Below are 15862 nucleotides of genomic sequence, written 5' to 3' on the forward strand. Positions count from 1 at the left end.
CTGACCCGGGCGCACGTGCAGTTTTCAGCCAGCCAACTCCCGGTGCAACGCCACGTATTCCTGCGCGAGCTTATGGCGCGGATCCAGGTGAATCATGGGAGTAGCGTGCTGGTGCGATTCCCGGATCTTTACCGAGGAAGACAGCCGCGACGCAAGTACCGGCAGCCCCTCGCTGATCAGTTCTTCGACCAGCTTTATCGGCAAGCTGGCGCGCGGCTGGAACTGGTTGATGACGATGCCCTCGACCTGCAGCGCGTCGTTGTGGTCTTGCTGGATTTCCTTCACGTTATCGAGCAGCGTGTAAAGGGCACGGCGCGAGAAGTCATCGCAGTCGAACGGGATCAGGCAGCGCTCCACGGCAATCAGTGCAGAGCGCGTATAGAAATTCAGGGCTGGCGGTGTGTCGATGTAAATGGCGTCGTAGACCGACTCCAGTTCGAGCAGGGCGTCGCGCAGCTTGTAGATCTTGTAGCGGGACTCAAGCTTGCCATGCAGGGCGTCAAGGTCGGCATGCGCTGGCATCACGTCGAGGTTCTCGAAGGGCGTCGAATGGATATACGACGTCAGGTCCACCGGCTTGAAGCTGTAGGTCAGGGACGCTTCGAAGAAGTTTGCCGCGCTCGGACTCGCCTCGCTGGCGCGCGCGCCCATCAGGTATTGGGTCGAGTTGCCTTGCGCATCCAGGTCGACGACCAAAGTGCGCAAGCCTTCGCTGGCGCTGATTGCCGCAAGATTGCATACAATTGTTGACTTGCCAACACCGCCCTTCTGATTGAATACGACGCGCCGCATTTCTTCCTCTGAGAAGACCGTTTCGAAGGCGAAAGCATACCTTAGCGAGGCGGCGCGTGGTCATGGAAAGCGGGCATCTGGCGCCCGCCCGCCACAGGTGACAGCCCCTATGCCGCCTTCGCCGCTGCCGCGTCCTGCCGGCCGTCCGTCGCCTCGCGCTGTAGCGCGGACGCGCGTTGCACCAGCTTGCTGAGGCTCGGGTTCATCGGCTTGAGCTCCATGCGCTCGGCCGCCAGCGCGCAGGCCAGGTTGGCGTGTTCACCGCGCAGCGCCGCCTCGATCAGGGTCAGGTTGATCAGGTCGCGCTGGGCATGGCTGCCGCCGAAGCGATGCGCGATCTGGCGTACCGGCATCAGCAACCCGATAGCACGGCCATAGTTGCCCCGGGAGAAGGCGACCAGGGCCTCGGTCACCGGCAGGCCGACCTCGCGCGTCATCATGGCGTTGCAGCCGCCTCCGGCTGCAGCGGCGCGCATGCCGGCGAGCAGGGCGGTGAGTGCGTCATCGCGCCCCGCGCACAGGAAGGCCATCGCCGCATGGGTGTCGTTGAAAGCGTAGTACCCTTGCGCACCGCGGGCCTGCCAGGTGTCGGCCAGTTCATTCCAGCGCGAGCCCACGTCGATGCCGCGCAAGTGCAGACGCCACAGCATGGCGCAGGCATCGATCAGTTCCAGCGCGACTGAAGACTGGTTTTCGCGGATATGCGCGTCGTAGATGTCCAGCACCTGCCTGGCATGGCCGAGCTCCAGGTGGAACAGGGCCAGGTGCCACCAGTTGTGCACGGCCATCATGTTGTCCTGCGACCAGTCGCCGGCACGCCCGCTCAGCCAGTCGATGCCTTCGTCCTGGCGGCCTTGCATTTCCATCACGTGGGCCACCGCATGGATCGCCCAGGGATCGCGCGGGTTCAGCTCCAGCGCGAAGCGGCCGCGCTCCTCGGCCTGCTCGTACCGGTGCGTTTCCTCCAGGCCGAAGGCATGCATGCCCAGCACATAGCCGAAGCCCGGCACGCGGGTATTCCAGTGGGGCAGCACCTGGGCGATGCGGTCACGCAGCAGGGTGGACTGCCCAAGCAGGAAGTCGCCGATATGGGCAACCTGCAGCGCCAGGCTGTCGCGCGGATAGTCGATCACGATGTCGCCGTAGAGCTGGATCGAGCATGTGAAGTGGCCATCCAGCCACGCACGCGCCGCGGCGATATGCCGGCGTTCGCGCTCGTTCGCGCCGGCGGACAGCGCCTCGCCGGCTTCGACGCTTTCCCGCAGCAGCGGCGCTACGGTGCCGTCGCCGGCGGTGATCATCATCCCGGCGCGCAGCGCATGCCCCATCACGAAGCCGGGATCTTCCGCCAGCGCATGGTCGATCACGGTGAGCGGGTCGCCGTAGTAGCCGTGCAGCAGTTCCAGGGCCGCCTCGAAGCGCTCGATCGAGCTGGCGTTGGTGCTTGAGACCGAAACACTCCGCGAATCAGTATGTGCCATGACGCAATCCTTCCAGTGTGATGGAGACAGCCCTTGTCCCGATGAAATTGACCGTTCGCGCGCGCCGCGGTGGTGCCTCGCGCCCGAGGTTGTGCTGATACTAGGCAGGGGCCGTGAAGGGGTCCGGCAGTCCGGCGTGAAAGAAGCGTGAAAGTTGCCGCGGGCGTGAAAGTAGCGATTGATTCTCTTTGCGGCGGGGCTACGCAGCGTAGTCCTTTGGCGTCGCCTATAAATGATGGGCTTGCCAGCCTCCATCCCATGACCCGCGCCCGTCTTGAACTGTTCGGCGGTTTCCACCTCAGTTCCGCCGACGGCACGCCGATTCCGCTGACGGCGCGCAAGGCGCGCGCCGTGCTGGCCTATCTCGCGCTGGCCCAGGGGCGGGCCCAGCCGCGCGACAAGCTGGCCGCGCTGTGCTGGGCGGAGAGCAATGCCGAGCAGGCGCGCAGCAGCCTGCGCCAGGCGCTGAGCGCTGCACGCCGCGCGCTGGACGATGCCGGCACGCAGGGCCAGCACGTGGTACTGGCGGAAGGCGACTGCGTGATGCTGGGCGAGATCTCGGTGGACGTGTGCGAGTTCGAGCAGTGTGCCCGTGAAGCCACGCCGGCATCGCTGGCCCGCGCCGCGGACCTGTACCGGGACGACTTGCTGGAGGGCTTCCACGCCGCCGCGCCGGCCTTCGACCACTGGCTGGCAATCGAGCGCGAGCGCCTGCGCGGCGTGGCGCTGGGCGTCCTGGCGAAGTTGCTGGCGCATCACGAGCAGGCCGGCGCGACAGACCTTGCCATCGCCAGCGCCACGCGCCTGCTTGCGCTCGACCCGCTGCAGGAAGCCGTGCACCGGGCGCTGATCCGGCTGTATGAGCGGCAGGGCAGGCAGGCGCTGGCGCTCAAGCAATACCGGCTGTGCCGGGCGGCACTCCAACGCGAGCTCGGCGTGTCGCCCGAGCCCGAGACCGACGCGCTGTACCAGGCCATCCTGCGCGCGCGGCGCGAGCCGGCAGCGGGCAGCCCGGGCGGTGACGACGCCGCCGTGCAAACGGCCGGTTCGGACATGGCCCCATCCGCCGCCACGCTGGCGGCCGCCCTGACACCCGAGCCGCAACTGCGCCATGCGGTGGTGCTGGTGGCCAGCCTGGACGAGGGCGCTGCCGGCGCGCTGGAACCCGAGCAACTGCACCAGGCCCTGGCCTGCTGGCGCCAGCAGGCCCGCGCCCTGGCGGGCACCTGCGGCGGCCACATTACTGATGAAATCGGCACCCGGCTGACCATCGTGTTTGGGGTTCCGGTGGCGCACGGCAACGACGCCGAGCGCGCGCTGCACACCGCGGGGGCGCTGCATGCCGGGCTGGCGCGGTTGGCCGGTGCCGCCGAGGCTCGGCTGCAGGCCCGGGTGGGCCTGGCAAGCGGGCAGGTGCTGGCGGCCTATGGTGACAGCGGCATGATGCTGACCGGCGGCCCGGTCGGCGTGGCCTTGCAGGCGATGGAAGCTGCCGGGGCCGGCGCCACCATGGTGTCCAACCGGGTCTACCAGGCGCTGCCCGGACGCCTGGAAGCCGATTGCGCGGCCCGGGCCGCGTTGCCCGGCGTGGCCGAGCCGATCCCGCTGTGGCACGTACGGCGATTCCTAGGGGTGGAGCAGGCGCCGGCCGAGCACGCCTTTATCGGGCGGCACGCGGAACTGGCCCAACTGGCCGGCGTGGCCGACAGCTGCCTGCGCTCGGGCCATGGCCGCGTCGTATTGATCCGCGGCGAGGCCGGCATCGGCAAGAGCCGGCTGGCCGGACGCTTCGTCGCGCTGGCGCGCGAACGCGGGATGGAAGCGCACCGGGCCCTGGTGCTTGACTTCGGCGCCGGCAGCGGCGGCGATCCCATGCGCATGCTCGCGCGCAGCCTGCTGGGCGCCGCGCCGCGTTCCGATGCGGAGGGCGGCAACGGGGCGGCCCTCGAAGGCAGGCTCACCGCCTGGCAACTTGCGGAGCAAGACCTCATGTTTGCGCACGACATGCTGGAGCTGCCCCAGTCCCCCGAGCATGCCGCCGCACTGGCCGCGATGGATGCCGCCAGCCGGCAGCGCGGCGCGCAGCGCCTGATGGTAGCGCTGGCTATCCGGCGCAGTGCCGCCCGGGCGCAGCTGATCGTGGTCGAAGACGTGCACTGGGCGGAGCGTACGGTGCTCGACTGCCTCGCGCAGCTGGCCGCGGCAACGCGCAACCATGCGCTGCTGCTCGTGCTGACCGTGCGCCCGGAGCACGACCCGGTCGATGCGGCGTGGCGCGCGACCAGCCAGGGCGCGCCGCTGACCACCATCGATCTCGGGCCGCTGGACGATACCGAAGCGCACGAACTGGCGGCCTGCTACCGGCAGGTCGATCCCGCCATGGCCGCGTCCTGCATCCGCCGGGCGGAAGGGAATCCGCTGTTCCTCGACCAATTGCTGCGCGGCGCCGAGGCGGGCGCGGAAACCGGCGGGGACGAACTGCCCGGGACGCTGCAGAGCATCGTGCTGGCGCGGCTGGACCGCTTCTCCACCGCCGACCGGCAGGCGCTGCAAGCCGCTGCCGTGCTGGGCCAGCGCTTCAGCCCCGCCGCGCTGCGGCACCTGATCCAGGATCCCGCCTATGCGTGCGAGCACCTGGTCATGGCCGCCATGACGCGGCCGGAAGGCGAGGATTACCTGTTCATGCACGCACTGATCCATGAGTCGGTGTACGCCTCGCTGCTCAAGTCGCGCCGACAGAACCTGCACCGGCGCGCGGCCGCCTGGTACGAGGGCAGGGACCCGGCACTGAAGGCCGAGCACCTCGACGCCGCGGGCGATCCCGGCGCGCCCGAGGCCTATGCCGCCGCGGCACGGTACGAGGCGGCGCACTTCCGCGGCGAGCGCGCGCTGCGCCTGGTCGAACGCGCGCGGCGGCTCGACAGCGACGACGCTTGCCGGCATGCGCTTGCCTGCCTGCATGGCGAGCTGGCGCTGGATCTGGGTTTAGCCGCGCAATCCCTGCAGGCGTTCCGGCAGGCCCAGCCGCTTGCGAGCGGGGCGGCGCAGCAGGCGCGGGCATGGCAGGGCACGGCGGCGGCCCTGCGCCTGCTCGACCGGCATGACGAAGCCCTGTCAGCGCTGCGCGAGGCCGAGCAGGCCGCCGCCGCGCTGGGCCAGTCCGAGCGGCTGGCCGAGATCGAATCGCTGCGCGGCAACCTCTATTTCCCGATGGGCGACATGGACCAGTGCCTCGCCGCCCACCAGCGCGCCCTCGGCCACGCACGCGCAGCCGGATCGGTGCTGGGCGAGGCGCGTGCGCTTGGCGGCCTCGGCGATGCCTACTACCAGCAAGGCCGCATGATTACCGCCCATGCGCACTTTGCCCGCTGCGTCGAACTGGCGCGGGCACACGGCTTTGTCCGCATCGAATGCGCCAACCTGCCGATGGTGGGCGCGGTGGAGCTGTTCCGCAACCAGCTCGATGCGGCGCGTGCCGGTTGCGAGGAAGGGCTGCGGCTGGCCCAGCGCATCGGCGATGCGCGCAGCGAAATGCTGGCCTACGACGTCATGACTTCGACCGCGCAGCTGGCCGGCGACTGGCCGCGCGCTGAAGCGCAAGCGCGGCTGGCCCTGGCGCTGACGCGCCGGCTGGGCGCGCGCCGCTTCGAGGCCGAGGTGCTGGCGCGGCTTGGCCTCGCCCTCGGCGCGCTCGGCCAGATGCAGGAAGCCGAGGCACTGCTCGATGAGGCGCTGCAACTGAGCCACGCCAGCGGGCTGCGCTACTCGGGCCCCACCGTGCTGGGTTTCCTGGCACGCACCACGCGCGATCCCGGCCGGCAACTCGACGCCTTGCGGCAGGCCGAAGCGATCCTGGCGCAGGGCTGCGTGAGCCATTGCCACGTCGACCTGCTGGAAGCCGCGATCGACGTTTCCGTGTCGTTGCGGCGCTGGCAGGAAGCGGATCGCTACCTGGCGGCGCTACAGGACTACATGCGGCCTGAGCCGTTCCCCTGGGGCGACTTCCTGATCCGCAGGGGCCGCGCCCTGGTCGACGCCGGGCAGGAAGAGGAGGGCGGCGGCACGCCGGCGCTTCGCGAGAACCTGCGCCAGCTCAGGGACGAGGCGCATGCGGCCGGCCTGCACGCGTCGCTGGATGCCATCGATGCCGCACTGATGCGGCTGGCGGCAGGGAGTAATTAGTGAGACGCATGCACCATGCACCTTGGAAAATCGTACTCAATATCCGAGTTCACGTTCTGGTCGAGACGGCAACTCTATGCCTCGGTAGCATGCGCATCGCTGCCAGTCATGCTCTACCAGTTCCTGGGACTGAAATGGCTGTCAATCCCGGTTTCGGTTGTGGTGCTTCTGGGAACGGCCACTTCGTTTATCGTGGGTTTCAGGAACGTGCAGACTTACAGCAGGGCGCTGGAGGCCCACCAGATCTGGACCGAAATTCTGAATGGCAGCCGGTGCCTGGGCGTGATGAGCCGGGATTTCCTGGCAGGGCAGCCGGGCGCGCGCGAACTGATCCTCAGGCATTGCGCCTGGCTGACGGCGCTGCGTTACCAGCTGAGGACCCCAAGGGTGTGGGAAAACGCGGGCAAGGCATCCATCGTGGAGTACCGCAAGTACTACCGGATCCCGGAGTGGGAAACGCCATTGGAAAAGGCGCTCGCGCGATACCTGCCAAAGGCCGAGCTCGACTCGCTTGCGCACGCCGAGAGCAAGACCAGCCGGTTACTGGGAATGCAGTCAGCGACGATCAAGCGGTTCCTTGACGCGGGCGAGATCAGCAATGCCTTCTACCTGGAGTTGGGAGGATTGCTCAGGGGCTTCATCGCGCAGCAAGGGCGAGCGGAGCGCATCAAGGACTATCCGTACCCCAGGCAATATGCGGTCATCAACAAGCTGTTCGTCCGTACCTTTTGTGTGCTGCTGCCCTTTGGGCTGCTTACAGAGTTCGAAAAGCTCAATGCCGGCGTTTCAGGCTTCATGCATGGCAACATGATCTGGCTGGTCATTCCATTCGGCACGATGATCTCGTGGATGTACCTAGCGCTGGAGCAGGTGGGCGAAAGTACCGAGAACCCGTTCGAAGGCAACGCCAATGACGTACCCATGGCACAGATCTCACACAAAATCGAACGCGAGCTCATGGACATGCTTGGCGAGAAAAGCGACGTCCCCGAGCTAAAGGCAGAGCGCGGTATCGTCCTCTGACCGATTCAGCGGCTGGCGCCTGCGCGCCACCTTGGTACGCGCGCCGTCCCGGTCCGCGCTGTTACGGGGATGAGACGGTGTCTTGACCTGCGTGCGCCATCAACTTGATTTAACATAACATACATTATGCGAAACAAAAATGTTAGGCCCAAATAGTAATGTCGTACTTGAGCCAAATAGAAATGTCGTACCCCCTTGCCAAGGCTGGCATGCTGGCGGCTTTCCGTCTGTCCGAGACCGGAGGCCGCGATGCGCAAGCCCGAGACCATCACGATGACTATGCGCGAACTCGATCGGCTCAAGGTGATTCAGGCCGTGGTCGATCATGGCCTGTCGGTATGGCGCGCGGCCGAGAAGCTCGGCTTATCACGGCGTCAGGTGGAACGTCTGGTACTACGCTACCGTGAGGACGGTCCCGTCGGCTTGGGCTCGCGCAAGCGTGGTCGTGACAGCAACCGCCAGCTCCCGCCCGGGCTGGAATCCCGTGTCCGGGGCCTGATCCGCGACAGCTACGCCGACTTCGGCCCCACGCTGGCGGCCGAGAAGCTGCGCGAGCGCCATGGCATCAACCTGGCCACGGAAACGGTGCGCCGGATCATGATCGACGCCGGTTTTTGGATCCCCAGGAAGCTGCGCCCGCCCAAGGTGCACCAGCCGCGCAACCGCCGCGCCTGCCTGGGCGAGCTGGTGCAGATCGACGGCAGCGACCACGCCTGGTTCGAGGACCGGGCCCCGGCCTGCACGCTACTGGTGTTTGTCGACGATGCCACCAGTCGGCTGATGCAGTTGCTGTTCGTCCCATCGGAATCCACACCAGCGTACTTCACCGCCACACGCGCCTACATTGAGCGCCACGGCAAGCCGATGGCGTTCTACAGCGACAAGTTCAGTGTCTTCCGGGTCAATGCCCGGGACAGCGCCGAGGGGCGCGGCTACACCCAGTTCGGGCGCGCGCTGTTCGAGTTGAATATCGACATCCTGTGCGCCAATTCGAGCCCGGCCAAGGGCCGCGTCGAGCGCATGAACGGCACACTGCAGGACCGGCTGGTCAAGGAGCTGCGGCTGCGCGGCATCAGCACGATGGATGCGGCCAATGCCTTTGCCGCGCATTTCATCGCCGACTTCAACGCGCGCTTTGCCAAGGTGCCGCGCAGCGACTTTGATGCGCACCGGCCGCTGCGCGGCGATGAGGATCTGGAGCGGATCTTCAGCTGGCGCGAGTGGCGCAAGGTGTCGGCCAGCCTCACGCTGCAGTATGACAAGGTGCTGTACCTGCTCGAGGACCGGCCCGAGCACCGGCGCCTGGTCCACCGCTACCTCGAGGTCGCCGAGTATCCGGACGGGCGGATCGAGCTGTGGGCCGACGGCGCGTCCCTGCCCTACACCACCTTTGACAAGCTCGCCGAGGTCGACCAGGGCGCGATCGTCGAGAACAAGCGGCTCGGGCACGTGCTGGCCATTGCCGCGCAGGTGCAGGCGCGGCGCGACAGCCGGCAAACCATCGGGCCGTCGCGCACGCTGGCCGGCGAGCCGCCGCGCCCACACCGGCCGGCGCCCAACACCAAGCGGCAGCGGCTGATCAACCGGCTCGATCTGGAGCGCGCGATGGCGGCGCCGCCGCGCAATGAGAAGGCGGACATTTTAACTTTGCCCACCGTGAATCCATTGCCCCACCCTGGGCTAAATTCTGTCACGTCAGGCCAGCACCACCGCCCCACCACCACCCCGCAAAAGACGCCAACCCCGCACAAAAAGCACGCTCGCTCCGACATTTGAATTCAGCGGAAGGGACGACCTTTCAAAACCGGCTGGACAAAAAAAATCGAATTTTGGGCGGCCCAGAATTATTCCAGCGGCGAAATCGTCGTGCTGCCCGCCGCGCCCGCGTCCGACGAATCGGCGTCGATCCAGACCCGCGTAGCCCCGCCCACGCGCGACAGGCGCATCTGGTAGGTGTAGCGCTCCGGGTGATACAAGCCCACCAGGTATTGCACACGCCGGCCTTGCCGATCCGTGGCGATGCGCGAAACGCGCAACAGCGGCACGCCGGGACTAAGGCGCAGGATGCGGGCAACCTGAAGGTCCGCCACGGCAGCCCCAAGGGTCTGGTCGGCGGAAACGACATGCACGCCGTGCTGTTCCAGCGCCACCAGCATCGGCGTGTCCTGCAACGTATGCCGGTCGAGCGCGGTGGCCAGGTCGTCGGGCACGAAGACCTCGGTATAGGCGATCGGCTGCGCCTTGAACTTGCGCACGCGCACCACCTTGAGCACCGCGGCGCCGGGCGGCAGGTCCAGCGCCGTGCTGACCGCTGGCGGAGCCGGCATGCGCTTCCATTCCAGGACCGTGACGCGCGTTCGCTTGCTGACGCTGACGATGTTGTCCAGCAACCCGCCGCGCACCGCCGTGGCGGTGACTGCCGCATGCCGGAAGGTCGGCACGGTGCCCTTTCCGCGCAGACGCGCGACCATCCCCTCCTCTTCCAGCCGCGCCAGTGCCGAGCGCACGGTGACGCGTGCCACGCCGAATTCTTCGGCGAGCTGGCGCTCGCCGGGCAGCGGCATCCCGGTCTCGTAGTAGCCGCCGCGGATACGGTCGCGCAGGATCAGCCGGACTTGCTGGAAGCGGGGAAGATCGGGATTGGCATCCAAAGACATGGGCAACAGGCTGACGGGCGTACCGTGGCATTGCCGCCACGGTACGCCCGTCGCGCCGCCTGGACAAGCGCTGCTGCCCTATTCGTAGCGCTTGCCCAGCGCCAGCATTTCAGGCGTGCCGATCGTCTCGTTGAGCGCCTGGAACGAGAGCATCCGGTCCAGGTACGGCGTGGTGGTCTGGTGCGCGCCCAGGCTCTGCAGGTAGTCGCGCAGCGCAAAGGCCAGCGCCCGCACGGTACCGCCGGGGAAAATCACGACGCGAAAGCCGATCTGTTCCAGTTCCGGCGCGGGCAGCACTGGCGTCTTGCCGCCTTCGACCATATTGGCCAGCAGCGGCGCGCGTGCCCCGAGCCTGGCGATGGCTGCCGACATGTCTTCGCGGCTGCGCAGCGCTTCCACGAACAGCAGGTCGGCACCGGCCTCGGCATAGCGCTCGGCGCGTTCCAGTGCCGCTTCCATGCCCTCCACCGCCACCGCATCGGTGCGGGCAATGATCAGCGTGCCCGCATCGCGGCGCGCATCGCAGGCGGCGCGGATCTTGCCCGCCATCTCGGCGGCCGGGATCACCGACTTGCCGTCGAGATGCCCGCAGCGCTTGGGCATTGCCTGGTCTTCCAGCTGGATCGCCGATGCGCCGGCACGCTCGAGCACGCGGACGGTCTGCACTACGTTAAGTGCATTGCCGAAGCCGGTGTCGGCATCGACGATCAGCGGCAGCGCCACGCGCTCGCGGATATTGCGGGTGACCGAGGCCACGTCGTCGAGCGACAGGAAGCCGATATCCGGCCGGCCGAATCGCGTATAGGCGATGCTGGCGCCGGACAGGTAGGCGGCCTGGAAGCCGGCCTGTTCGACCAGCAGCGCGGAAAATGCATCGTAGACACCCGGTGCGGTGACGATGCCGGGTTGTTGCAGGCGTTGCTTCAGTGTCATGCTGGAATCCCGGTCACGGAGAGTTGGCCCGCCGCAATCTTGCGTGCGAGGTGTGGCACGAGGCCGCCGTCGTGGATCATGTCCACCAGGTGCGGCGGAATCGGTTCGCATTGTAGCGGCGTGACGCCTTCGACAAAGACCTGCGCACGCGCAAGATCGCAACCGGCGCGCTGGCCCGCCGCGATCCGGGGCAGCGCCGGGCAGGTGAACAGCGGCAGGCCCAGGTTGAAGCCGTTGCGATAGAACAGGCCGGCGAACGACGGCGCGACCACGGCTGCTATGCCAAGGTGGCGCAGCACTTCCACCGCCTGTTCGCGGGACGATCCCGCGCCGAAATTGCGCCCGCCGAACACGATGTCTCCGGGCCGCACCGCGCCGGCAAACTCGGGATCGACATGCTCCATGCAATGGCGCGCGAGTTCTTCGATGCCGTACTTCATGTAGGCGCCGGGCGCGAGCAAGTCCGTATTGATATCGTCGCCGAACACCCAGGCGCGACCGGTGAAAGGACCAATGTCTGGCGTCATCGTTTTGTTCACGACAGCATCTCCCGTGGATCGGCGATTCGGCCCGCGATCGCCGACGCGGCTACCGTGTACGGCGAACCGAGATATACCTGCGACGATGCGGCGCCCATGCGCCCCTTGAAATTGCGTGCGGTGGCGCTGATCACCACGGTGTCCTCGCCAAAGCGGTGCTCGCCGTAGCCGGCGCACGCGCCGCACGCGTTCGGCAGCAGTTCGGCACCGGCAGCCACCAGCGCGCCCAGCGTACCCTCCCGCTCGGCCTGCGCCTGGTCGGCGGCGCTGGCCGGTGCCACCAGCAGCCGGATATTGCGCGCCACGCGCTGCCCGCGCAGCACCTGCGCCGCCATGCGCAGGTCGTCGAGCTTGGCGCCGGTGCAGGCGCCGATATACGCGATGTCGATTGCCACATTGCCAAGGCTGTCGACATCGCCCGCATCCGCCGGGGTATGCGGCCGCGAAACCTGCGGCGCCAGCGACGCGGCGTCGAAGTCGTGGGTAGCCAGGCAGGCGGCGCCGGCATCCGACTGCCAGCGGTCGACGTCGATGTCCGAAGCCTCCACGCCGGCGCCGAGCAGCCAGTCACGCGTGACCGCGTCGGGCGCCACCAGGCCGGCTTGGGCGCCGAGCTCGGCGGTCATGTTCGACAGCGTCATCCGCTCCTGCATCGACAACGCCGACACGGCCGCGCCGGCATATTCGACCGCCTGGTACTGGCCGCCGTCCATCCCGAACTGCGTGCACATGCGCAGCATCATGTCCTTAGCGGACACGCCGGCGCGCAGTTGGCCATGCCATTGCATGCGGATGGTCTGCGGCACGCGTACCCAGATCTCCCCGGTCACCAGCACGCCAAGCATCTCCGTCGCGCCGATGCCGAACATGTAGGCGCCGAAAGCACCGCCGGTCGACGAGTGGCTGTCGCCGCCGACCGCCATCATGCCGGGACGCAGGTAGCCCTTCTGCGGCACCACCACATGGCAGATGCCCTCCATGTCGTGGAAACGCGCCACGCCCTCCTCCCTGACCCAGTCGCGTGCGATCTGCACGATCCTGCGGCTGTCGGCGTCATGGGCGGGCACGTAGTGGTCGGTGACCACCACCACCCTGGACGGGTCCCAGACCCGGGCGCCGATTTTCTCCAGCAGCGGCTTCACGCGGCGCGGGCCGCCCGAGTCATGCATCATGGCCAGGTCGACGCGGCAGGTGACGATTTCTCCTGGCGTGACATGCGCGCGGCCGGCCGCGCGGGCCAGCAGTTTCTGGGCGAGCGTCTGGGGCATGGCCTGCGGCGCTGCCTGTGCGGACACCTGCGCCATCATTCCACCCGCGTGCCGGATGCCTGGATCACCTTGGCCCAGTGCTGGATATCACCGCGGACAAACTGCGCGAACGCCTGCGGCGTCATGCTGACCGCGCTGGCGGCCTCGGTTTCCATCCGCTGCTGGTACGCGGGATCCTCCACCGCGAGCTTCACCGCCCGATACAGCTGGTCGGTGGTTGCCTGCGGCAGCTTTGCCGGCCCGAACAACCCGAACCACGCCGATGACTCGAAGCCCTTCACGGTACTGCCGATGGTGGGCACGCCCTGGAACTGCGCCAGCGGCTGCTTGCTGCTGACGCCCAGGATCTTGAGCGCGCCGGACTTCGCATGCGGCAGCACGTTGACGGTACTGGCGAACATCAGGTCCACGGTGCCGGCCAGCAAGTCGGTCAGTGCGGGATTGGTGCCCTTGTAGGGAATGTTCAGGATATCGGTGCCGGTCTGCAGCTTGAACTGCTCGCTCGCCAGGTGCAGCGACGATCCTTGCGCGCCGATGGCAAAGCTCAGCTTGCCAGGATTGCGCTTCGCATAATCGATCAGGCCGGCGGTATTGTTGAACGGCGCGTTCTTGCGCGCCACCAGCACGCTCGGCACGCGCGCGACCATCGATATCGGCGTGAAGTCCTTGACCGCGTCGAACGGCAGGTTCTTGTAGAGCGAGGCGTTGATGGTATGGCCGGTAAAGCTCATCAGCAGCGTGGTGCCGTCCGGCGTGCTGCGCGCAACGTATTGCGCGGCGATATTGCCGCCGGCGCCGGGCTTGTTGTCCACCACTACGCTGCGCCGCAGCGTCTCGCCCATCGAACGGGCGATCAGGCGCGCCAGTGCGTCGGTGGTGCCGCCGGCCGGGCTGCCCACCACGATCGTGATCGGCTTGTCGGTTGCGGCCTGCACTGCCGGGGCCATCGAGGCCAGGGCGGCCAGCGCGGCACTGGCCAGGAACTGTCTTCTGCTGAAAGGCATGTCGGTCTCCACCACTGTTCTGGCTACTTCGGGTGAAGTGGACTCTATGCCCGGGGCCAAGCGCGTTCAATGGAACCGGGTGGTCCTATCTACGGGACCACCTGTGGACCTCGGTCAGATTACAGGTGTTGGCCTGTTTTCTTGCTGTACAGGTTTTATCCTGTATTCTTCAGATACAGGCCATAGCTTGTAAAACACTAAAACAGGTTATATCCTGTACATTGTCAGCAACCCATGGCCAGCCATCCCGGGCCGGCACGCGGCACCATGCAATATCCCATCCATACCCTCAGCCAGTTGCGCCCGATCCTGCAGGGCTTCAGGAAGTCCAGGGGCCTGACGCAGGCAAATATGGCGGCTTACCTGGGCGTCAGGCAACAGACCTACGCCGAACTGGAAGCCAATCCCGCCGCGGCCAGCGTCGAGCGGCTGTTCAAGGCGCTGCGCGTGCTCGGCGTGGATATGGTGCTCTTCCCTGCCCCTGATACCCATGCGCAGCCGGAGCCTGCGCAAGAGACAAGTCCCGCCGCCCTGCCGACAGGCAAGGTTGCTCGCAAGGCAGCGCCGGCAGACAAGCCGAAAAAGCCCGCCGGGGCCAAGGCAAGCCGTCCCGTCCGCACGACCACCGAACCACAGCGGGAGGACTGGTAGCCATGGCACGCGGCACGCAGGGGAAGCGGCTTGATCTGTGGATGAACGGGTTGCCGGTGGGCCACTGGGAAACCACGCCCGCCGGCGACCGGCTGGCCTATCGCGAAGACTGGATTGCCGACCCGCAAGGCCGGCCGTTGTCGTTGTCATTGCCCTTCACGCCGGGCAACCAGCCACACCGTGGACCGGTGGTCGCCAATTATTTCGACAACCTGCTGCCTGACAGCGATGCCATCAGGCGGCGCATCGCTGCCCGGTACCAGACCGGCGGGATCGACGCCTTCGCGCTGCTGGCCACGGTCGGCCGCGACTGCGCCGGCGCCATCCAGATGTTGCCACCGGGAGAAACGCCGACGGCGTTGAACCGCATCCAGGGGCGGCCGCTGTCGGATCCCGAGATTGCCACCCTGCTGCACGAGGCCACGACCGAGCCCGTGCTCGGGCTGCGCGAGCCCATCGACGACCTGCGCCTGTCCATCGCCGGCGCGCAGGAAAAGACCGCGTTGCTGTCCTGGGGCGGGCAATGGCTGTTGCCGCAAGGCAGTACGCCTACCACGCATATCTTCAAGCTGCCAATGGGGCTGGTCGGCAATATGCGCGCCGACATGCGGACCTCGGTGGAAAACGAATGGCTCTGCGCCAGGATCGTCGCCGCCTTTGGCCTGCCGGTCGCCGCCTGCGAGATTGCACGCTTCGGGGAAATCAAGGCCCTGGTAGTCGAACGCTTCGACCGCAGGCCTTCTGCAGACGGTTCCTGGCTGCTGCGCCTGCCGCAGGAGGACATGTGCCAGGCCACCGGGACCTCGGCATTCCAGAAGTACGAATCGGACGGCGGGCCTGGCATCCAGCAGATCGCCGACATCCTGTCGGGCTCACGCTCGGCGCTGTCCGATCGCCGCAACTTCTTCCTCACGCAGATCGTCTTCTGGCTGCTCGCGGCCACGGATGGCCATGGCAAGAACTTCAGCCTCAGCCATCTGCCGGGCAGCCGGTATGAAGCCACGCCGCTGTACGACATCCTGTCGGCGCATCCGATCATCGGCAAAGGCAAGAACCAGCTGGCGCCGCAACGGGCACGGCTGGCGATGGCGCTGCACGGCAAGAATTCGCACTACGCCATCCAGGAGATCCAGCGGCGGCACTGGTTTGCCCAGGGACAGCGCATCGGGTTCTCGCCCGATGACGTCGGATCGATGCTCGACCAGGTCGTCTCGCAGACCAGCCTGGCCATCGATACCGCCGGCTCGGCACTGCCGCCGGAATTTCCCATGGACCTGGCCAACGCCATCTTCGATGGCATGCGCCGGCAGCAGCGGCGCCTCGCCGCCTGAG

Annotated in this window: 12 protein-coding genes; 5 read left to right on the forward strand and 7 right to left on the reverse strand. The window is 67.2% G+C overall.

Annotated features, from left to right (window positions below):
* Positions 1-24: 24 nt before the first annotated feature.
* Both CTP10_RS08275 and CTP10_RS08280 read right to left on the reverse strand, forming a co-directional pair.
* Entirely contained in the window at positions 25-792 is a 768-nt protein-coding gene (locus CTP10_RS08275; protein WP_116323015.1) for a ParA family protein, read from the reverse strand.
* Positions 793-899: 107 nt separating this feature from the next.
* Positions 900-2273 (reverse strand): tetratricopeptide repeat protein, encoded by a 1374-nt coding sequence (locus CTP10_RS08280; protein WP_116323014.1) that lies wholly within the window; start codon positions 2271-2273, stop codon positions 900-902.
* 258 nt (positions 2274-2531) lie between these two features.
* Here CTP10_RS08280 and CTP10_RS08285 point away from each other — a divergent pair, with 258 nt between their 5' ends.
* The 3 genes from CTP10_RS08285 to CTP10_RS08295 all read left to right on the forward strand — a co-directional run bounded on the left by CTP10_RS08285 (position 2532) and on the right by CTP10_RS08295 (position 9254).
* Positions 2532-6455, forward strand: a complete 3924-nt coding sequence (locus CTP10_RS08285) for a BTAD domain-containing putative transcriptional regulator (protein ID WP_116323013.1) — start codon at positions 2532-2534, stop codon at positions 6453-6455.
* 15 nt (positions 6456-6470) lie between these two features.
* A complete protein-coding gene (locus CTP10_RS08290; RefSeq protein WP_116323012.1) occupies positions 6471-7478 on the forward strand; it encodes a bestrophin family protein in 1008 nt (335 codons plus the stop codon).
* A gap of 249 nt (positions 7479-7727) precedes the next feature.
* Entirely contained in the window at positions 7728-9254 is a 1527-nt protein-coding gene (locus CTP10_RS08295) for an ISNCY family transposase (RefSeq protein WP_271815661.1), read from the forward strand.
* A gap of 68 nt (positions 9255-9322) precedes the next feature.
* Here the strand turns inward: CTP10_RS08295 and CTP10_RS08300 are convergent, their stop codons facing one another.
* The 5 genes from CTP10_RS08300 to CTP10_RS08320 all read right to left on the reverse strand — a co-directional run bounded on the left by CTP10_RS08300 (position 9323) and on the right by CTP10_RS08320 (position 13879).
* Positions 9323-10135 carry a GntR family transcriptional regulator gene (locus CTP10_RS08300; RefSeq protein ID WP_116320746.1) on the reverse strand — a complete coding sequence of 271 codons (813 nt, stop codon included), beginning with the start codon at positions 10133-10135 and terminating at the stop codon, positions 9323-9325.
* Positions 10136-10213: 78 nt separating this feature from the next.
* Positions 10214-11068 carry an isocitrate lyase/PEP mutase family protein gene (locus CTP10_RS08305; RefSeq protein ID WP_116320745.1) on the reverse strand — a complete coding sequence of 285 codons (855 nt, stop codon included), beginning with the start codon at positions 11066-11068 and terminating at the stop codon, positions 10214-10216.
* Entirely contained in the window at positions 11065-11595 is a 531-nt protein-coding gene (locus tag CTP10_RS08310; protein WP_199414620.1) for a LeuD/DmdB family oxidoreductase small subunit, read from the reverse strand. Before CTP10_RS08310 ends, CTP10_RS08305 begins: the two co-directional genes overlap by 4 nt.
* 8 nt (positions 11596-11603) lie before the next feature.
* A complete protein-coding gene (locus CTP10_RS08315; RefSeq protein ID WP_233528190.1) occupies positions 11604-12875 on the reverse strand; it encodes a 3-isopropylmalate dehydratase large subunit in 1272 nt (423 codons plus the stop codon).
* A gap of 35 nt (positions 12876-12910) precedes the next feature.
* Positions 12911-13879, reverse strand: a complete 969-nt coding sequence (locus CTP10_RS08320; protein ID WP_116320742.1) for a tripartite tricarboxylate transporter substrate binding protein — start codon at positions 13877-13879, stop codon at positions 12911-12913.
* 234 nt (positions 13880-14113) lie between these two features.
* On the opposite strand from CTP10_RS08320, the gene CTP10_RS08325 reads away from it, so the two are divergent.
* Positions 14114-14530 (forward strand): helix-turn-helix domain-containing protein, encoded by a 417-nt coding sequence (locus tag CTP10_RS08325; protein ID WP_233528189.1) that lies wholly within the window; start codon positions 14114-14116, stop codon positions 14528-14530.
* A 2-nt stretch (positions 14531-14532) separates the two neighbouring features.
* Positions 14533-15861: a type II toxin-antitoxin system HipA family toxin gene (locus CTP10_RS08330; protein ID WP_116320741.1), complete on the forward strand. Its 1329-nt coding sequence runs from the start codon at positions 14533-14535 to the stop codon at positions 15859-15861.
* Position 15862: the final 1 nt, after the last annotated feature.

Origin of the sequence: Cupriavidus sp. P-10 (assembly GCF_003402535.2) — a bacterium.
GTDB lineage: Bacteria > Pseudomonadota > Gammaproteobacteria > Burkholderiales > Burkholderiaceae > Cupriavidus.

What these genes read in the sequence shown, in the direction of transcription:
- CTP10_RS08310 (WP_199414620.1), bottom strand. Translation starts at nt 11,595, where the DNA reads ATGACGCCAGACATTGGTCCTTTCACCGGTCGCGCCTGGGTGTTCGGC.
- CTP10_RS08305 (WP_116320745.1), bottom strand. Translation starts at nt 11,068, where the DNA reads ATGACACTGAAGCAACGCCTGCAACAACCCGGCATCGTCACCGCACCG.
- CTP10_RS08300 (WP_116320746.1), bottom strand. Translation starts at nt 10,135, where the DNA reads ATGTCTTTGGATGCCAATCCCGATCTTCCCCGCTTCCAGCAAGTCCGG.
- CTP10_RS08280 (WP_116323014.1), bottom strand. Translation starts at nt 2,273, where the DNA reads ATGGCACATACTGATTCGCGGAGTGTTTCGGTCTCAAGCACCAACGCC.
- CTP10_RS08285 (WP_116323013.1), top strand. Translation starts at nt 2,532, where the DNA reads ATGACCCGCGCCCGTCTTGAACTGTTCGGCGGTTTCCACCTCAGTTCC.
- CTP10_RS08290 (WP_116323012.1), top strand. Translation starts at nt 6,471, where the DNA reads ATGCACCTTGGAAAATCGTACTCAATATCCGAGTTCACGTTCTGGTCG.
- CTP10_RS08330 (WP_116320741.1), top strand. Translation starts at nt 14,533, where the DNA reads ATGGCACGCGGCACGCAGGGGAAGCGGCTTGATCTGTGGATGAACGGG.
- CTP10_RS08320 (WP_116320742.1), bottom strand. Translation starts at nt 13,879, where the DNA reads ATGCCTTTCAGCAGAAGACAGTTCCTGGCCAGTGCCGCGCTGGCCGCC.
- CTP10_RS08315 (WP_233528190.1), bottom strand. Translation starts at nt 12,875, where the DNA reads ATGCCCCAGACGCTCGCCCAGAAACTGCTGGCCCGCGCGGCCGGCCGC.
- CTP10_RS08275 (WP_116323015.1), bottom strand. Translation starts at nt 792, where the DNA reads ATGCGGCGCGTCGTATTCAATCAGAAGGGCGGTGTTGGCAAGTCAACA.
- CTP10_RS08325 (WP_233528189.1), top strand. Translation starts at nt 14,114, where the DNA reads ATGGCCAGCCATCCCGGGCCGGCACGCGGCACCATGCAATATCCCATC.
- CTP10_RS08295 (WP_271815661.1), top strand. Translation starts at nt 7,728, where the DNA reads ATGCGCAAGCCCGAGACCATCACGATGACTATGCGCGAACTCGATCGG.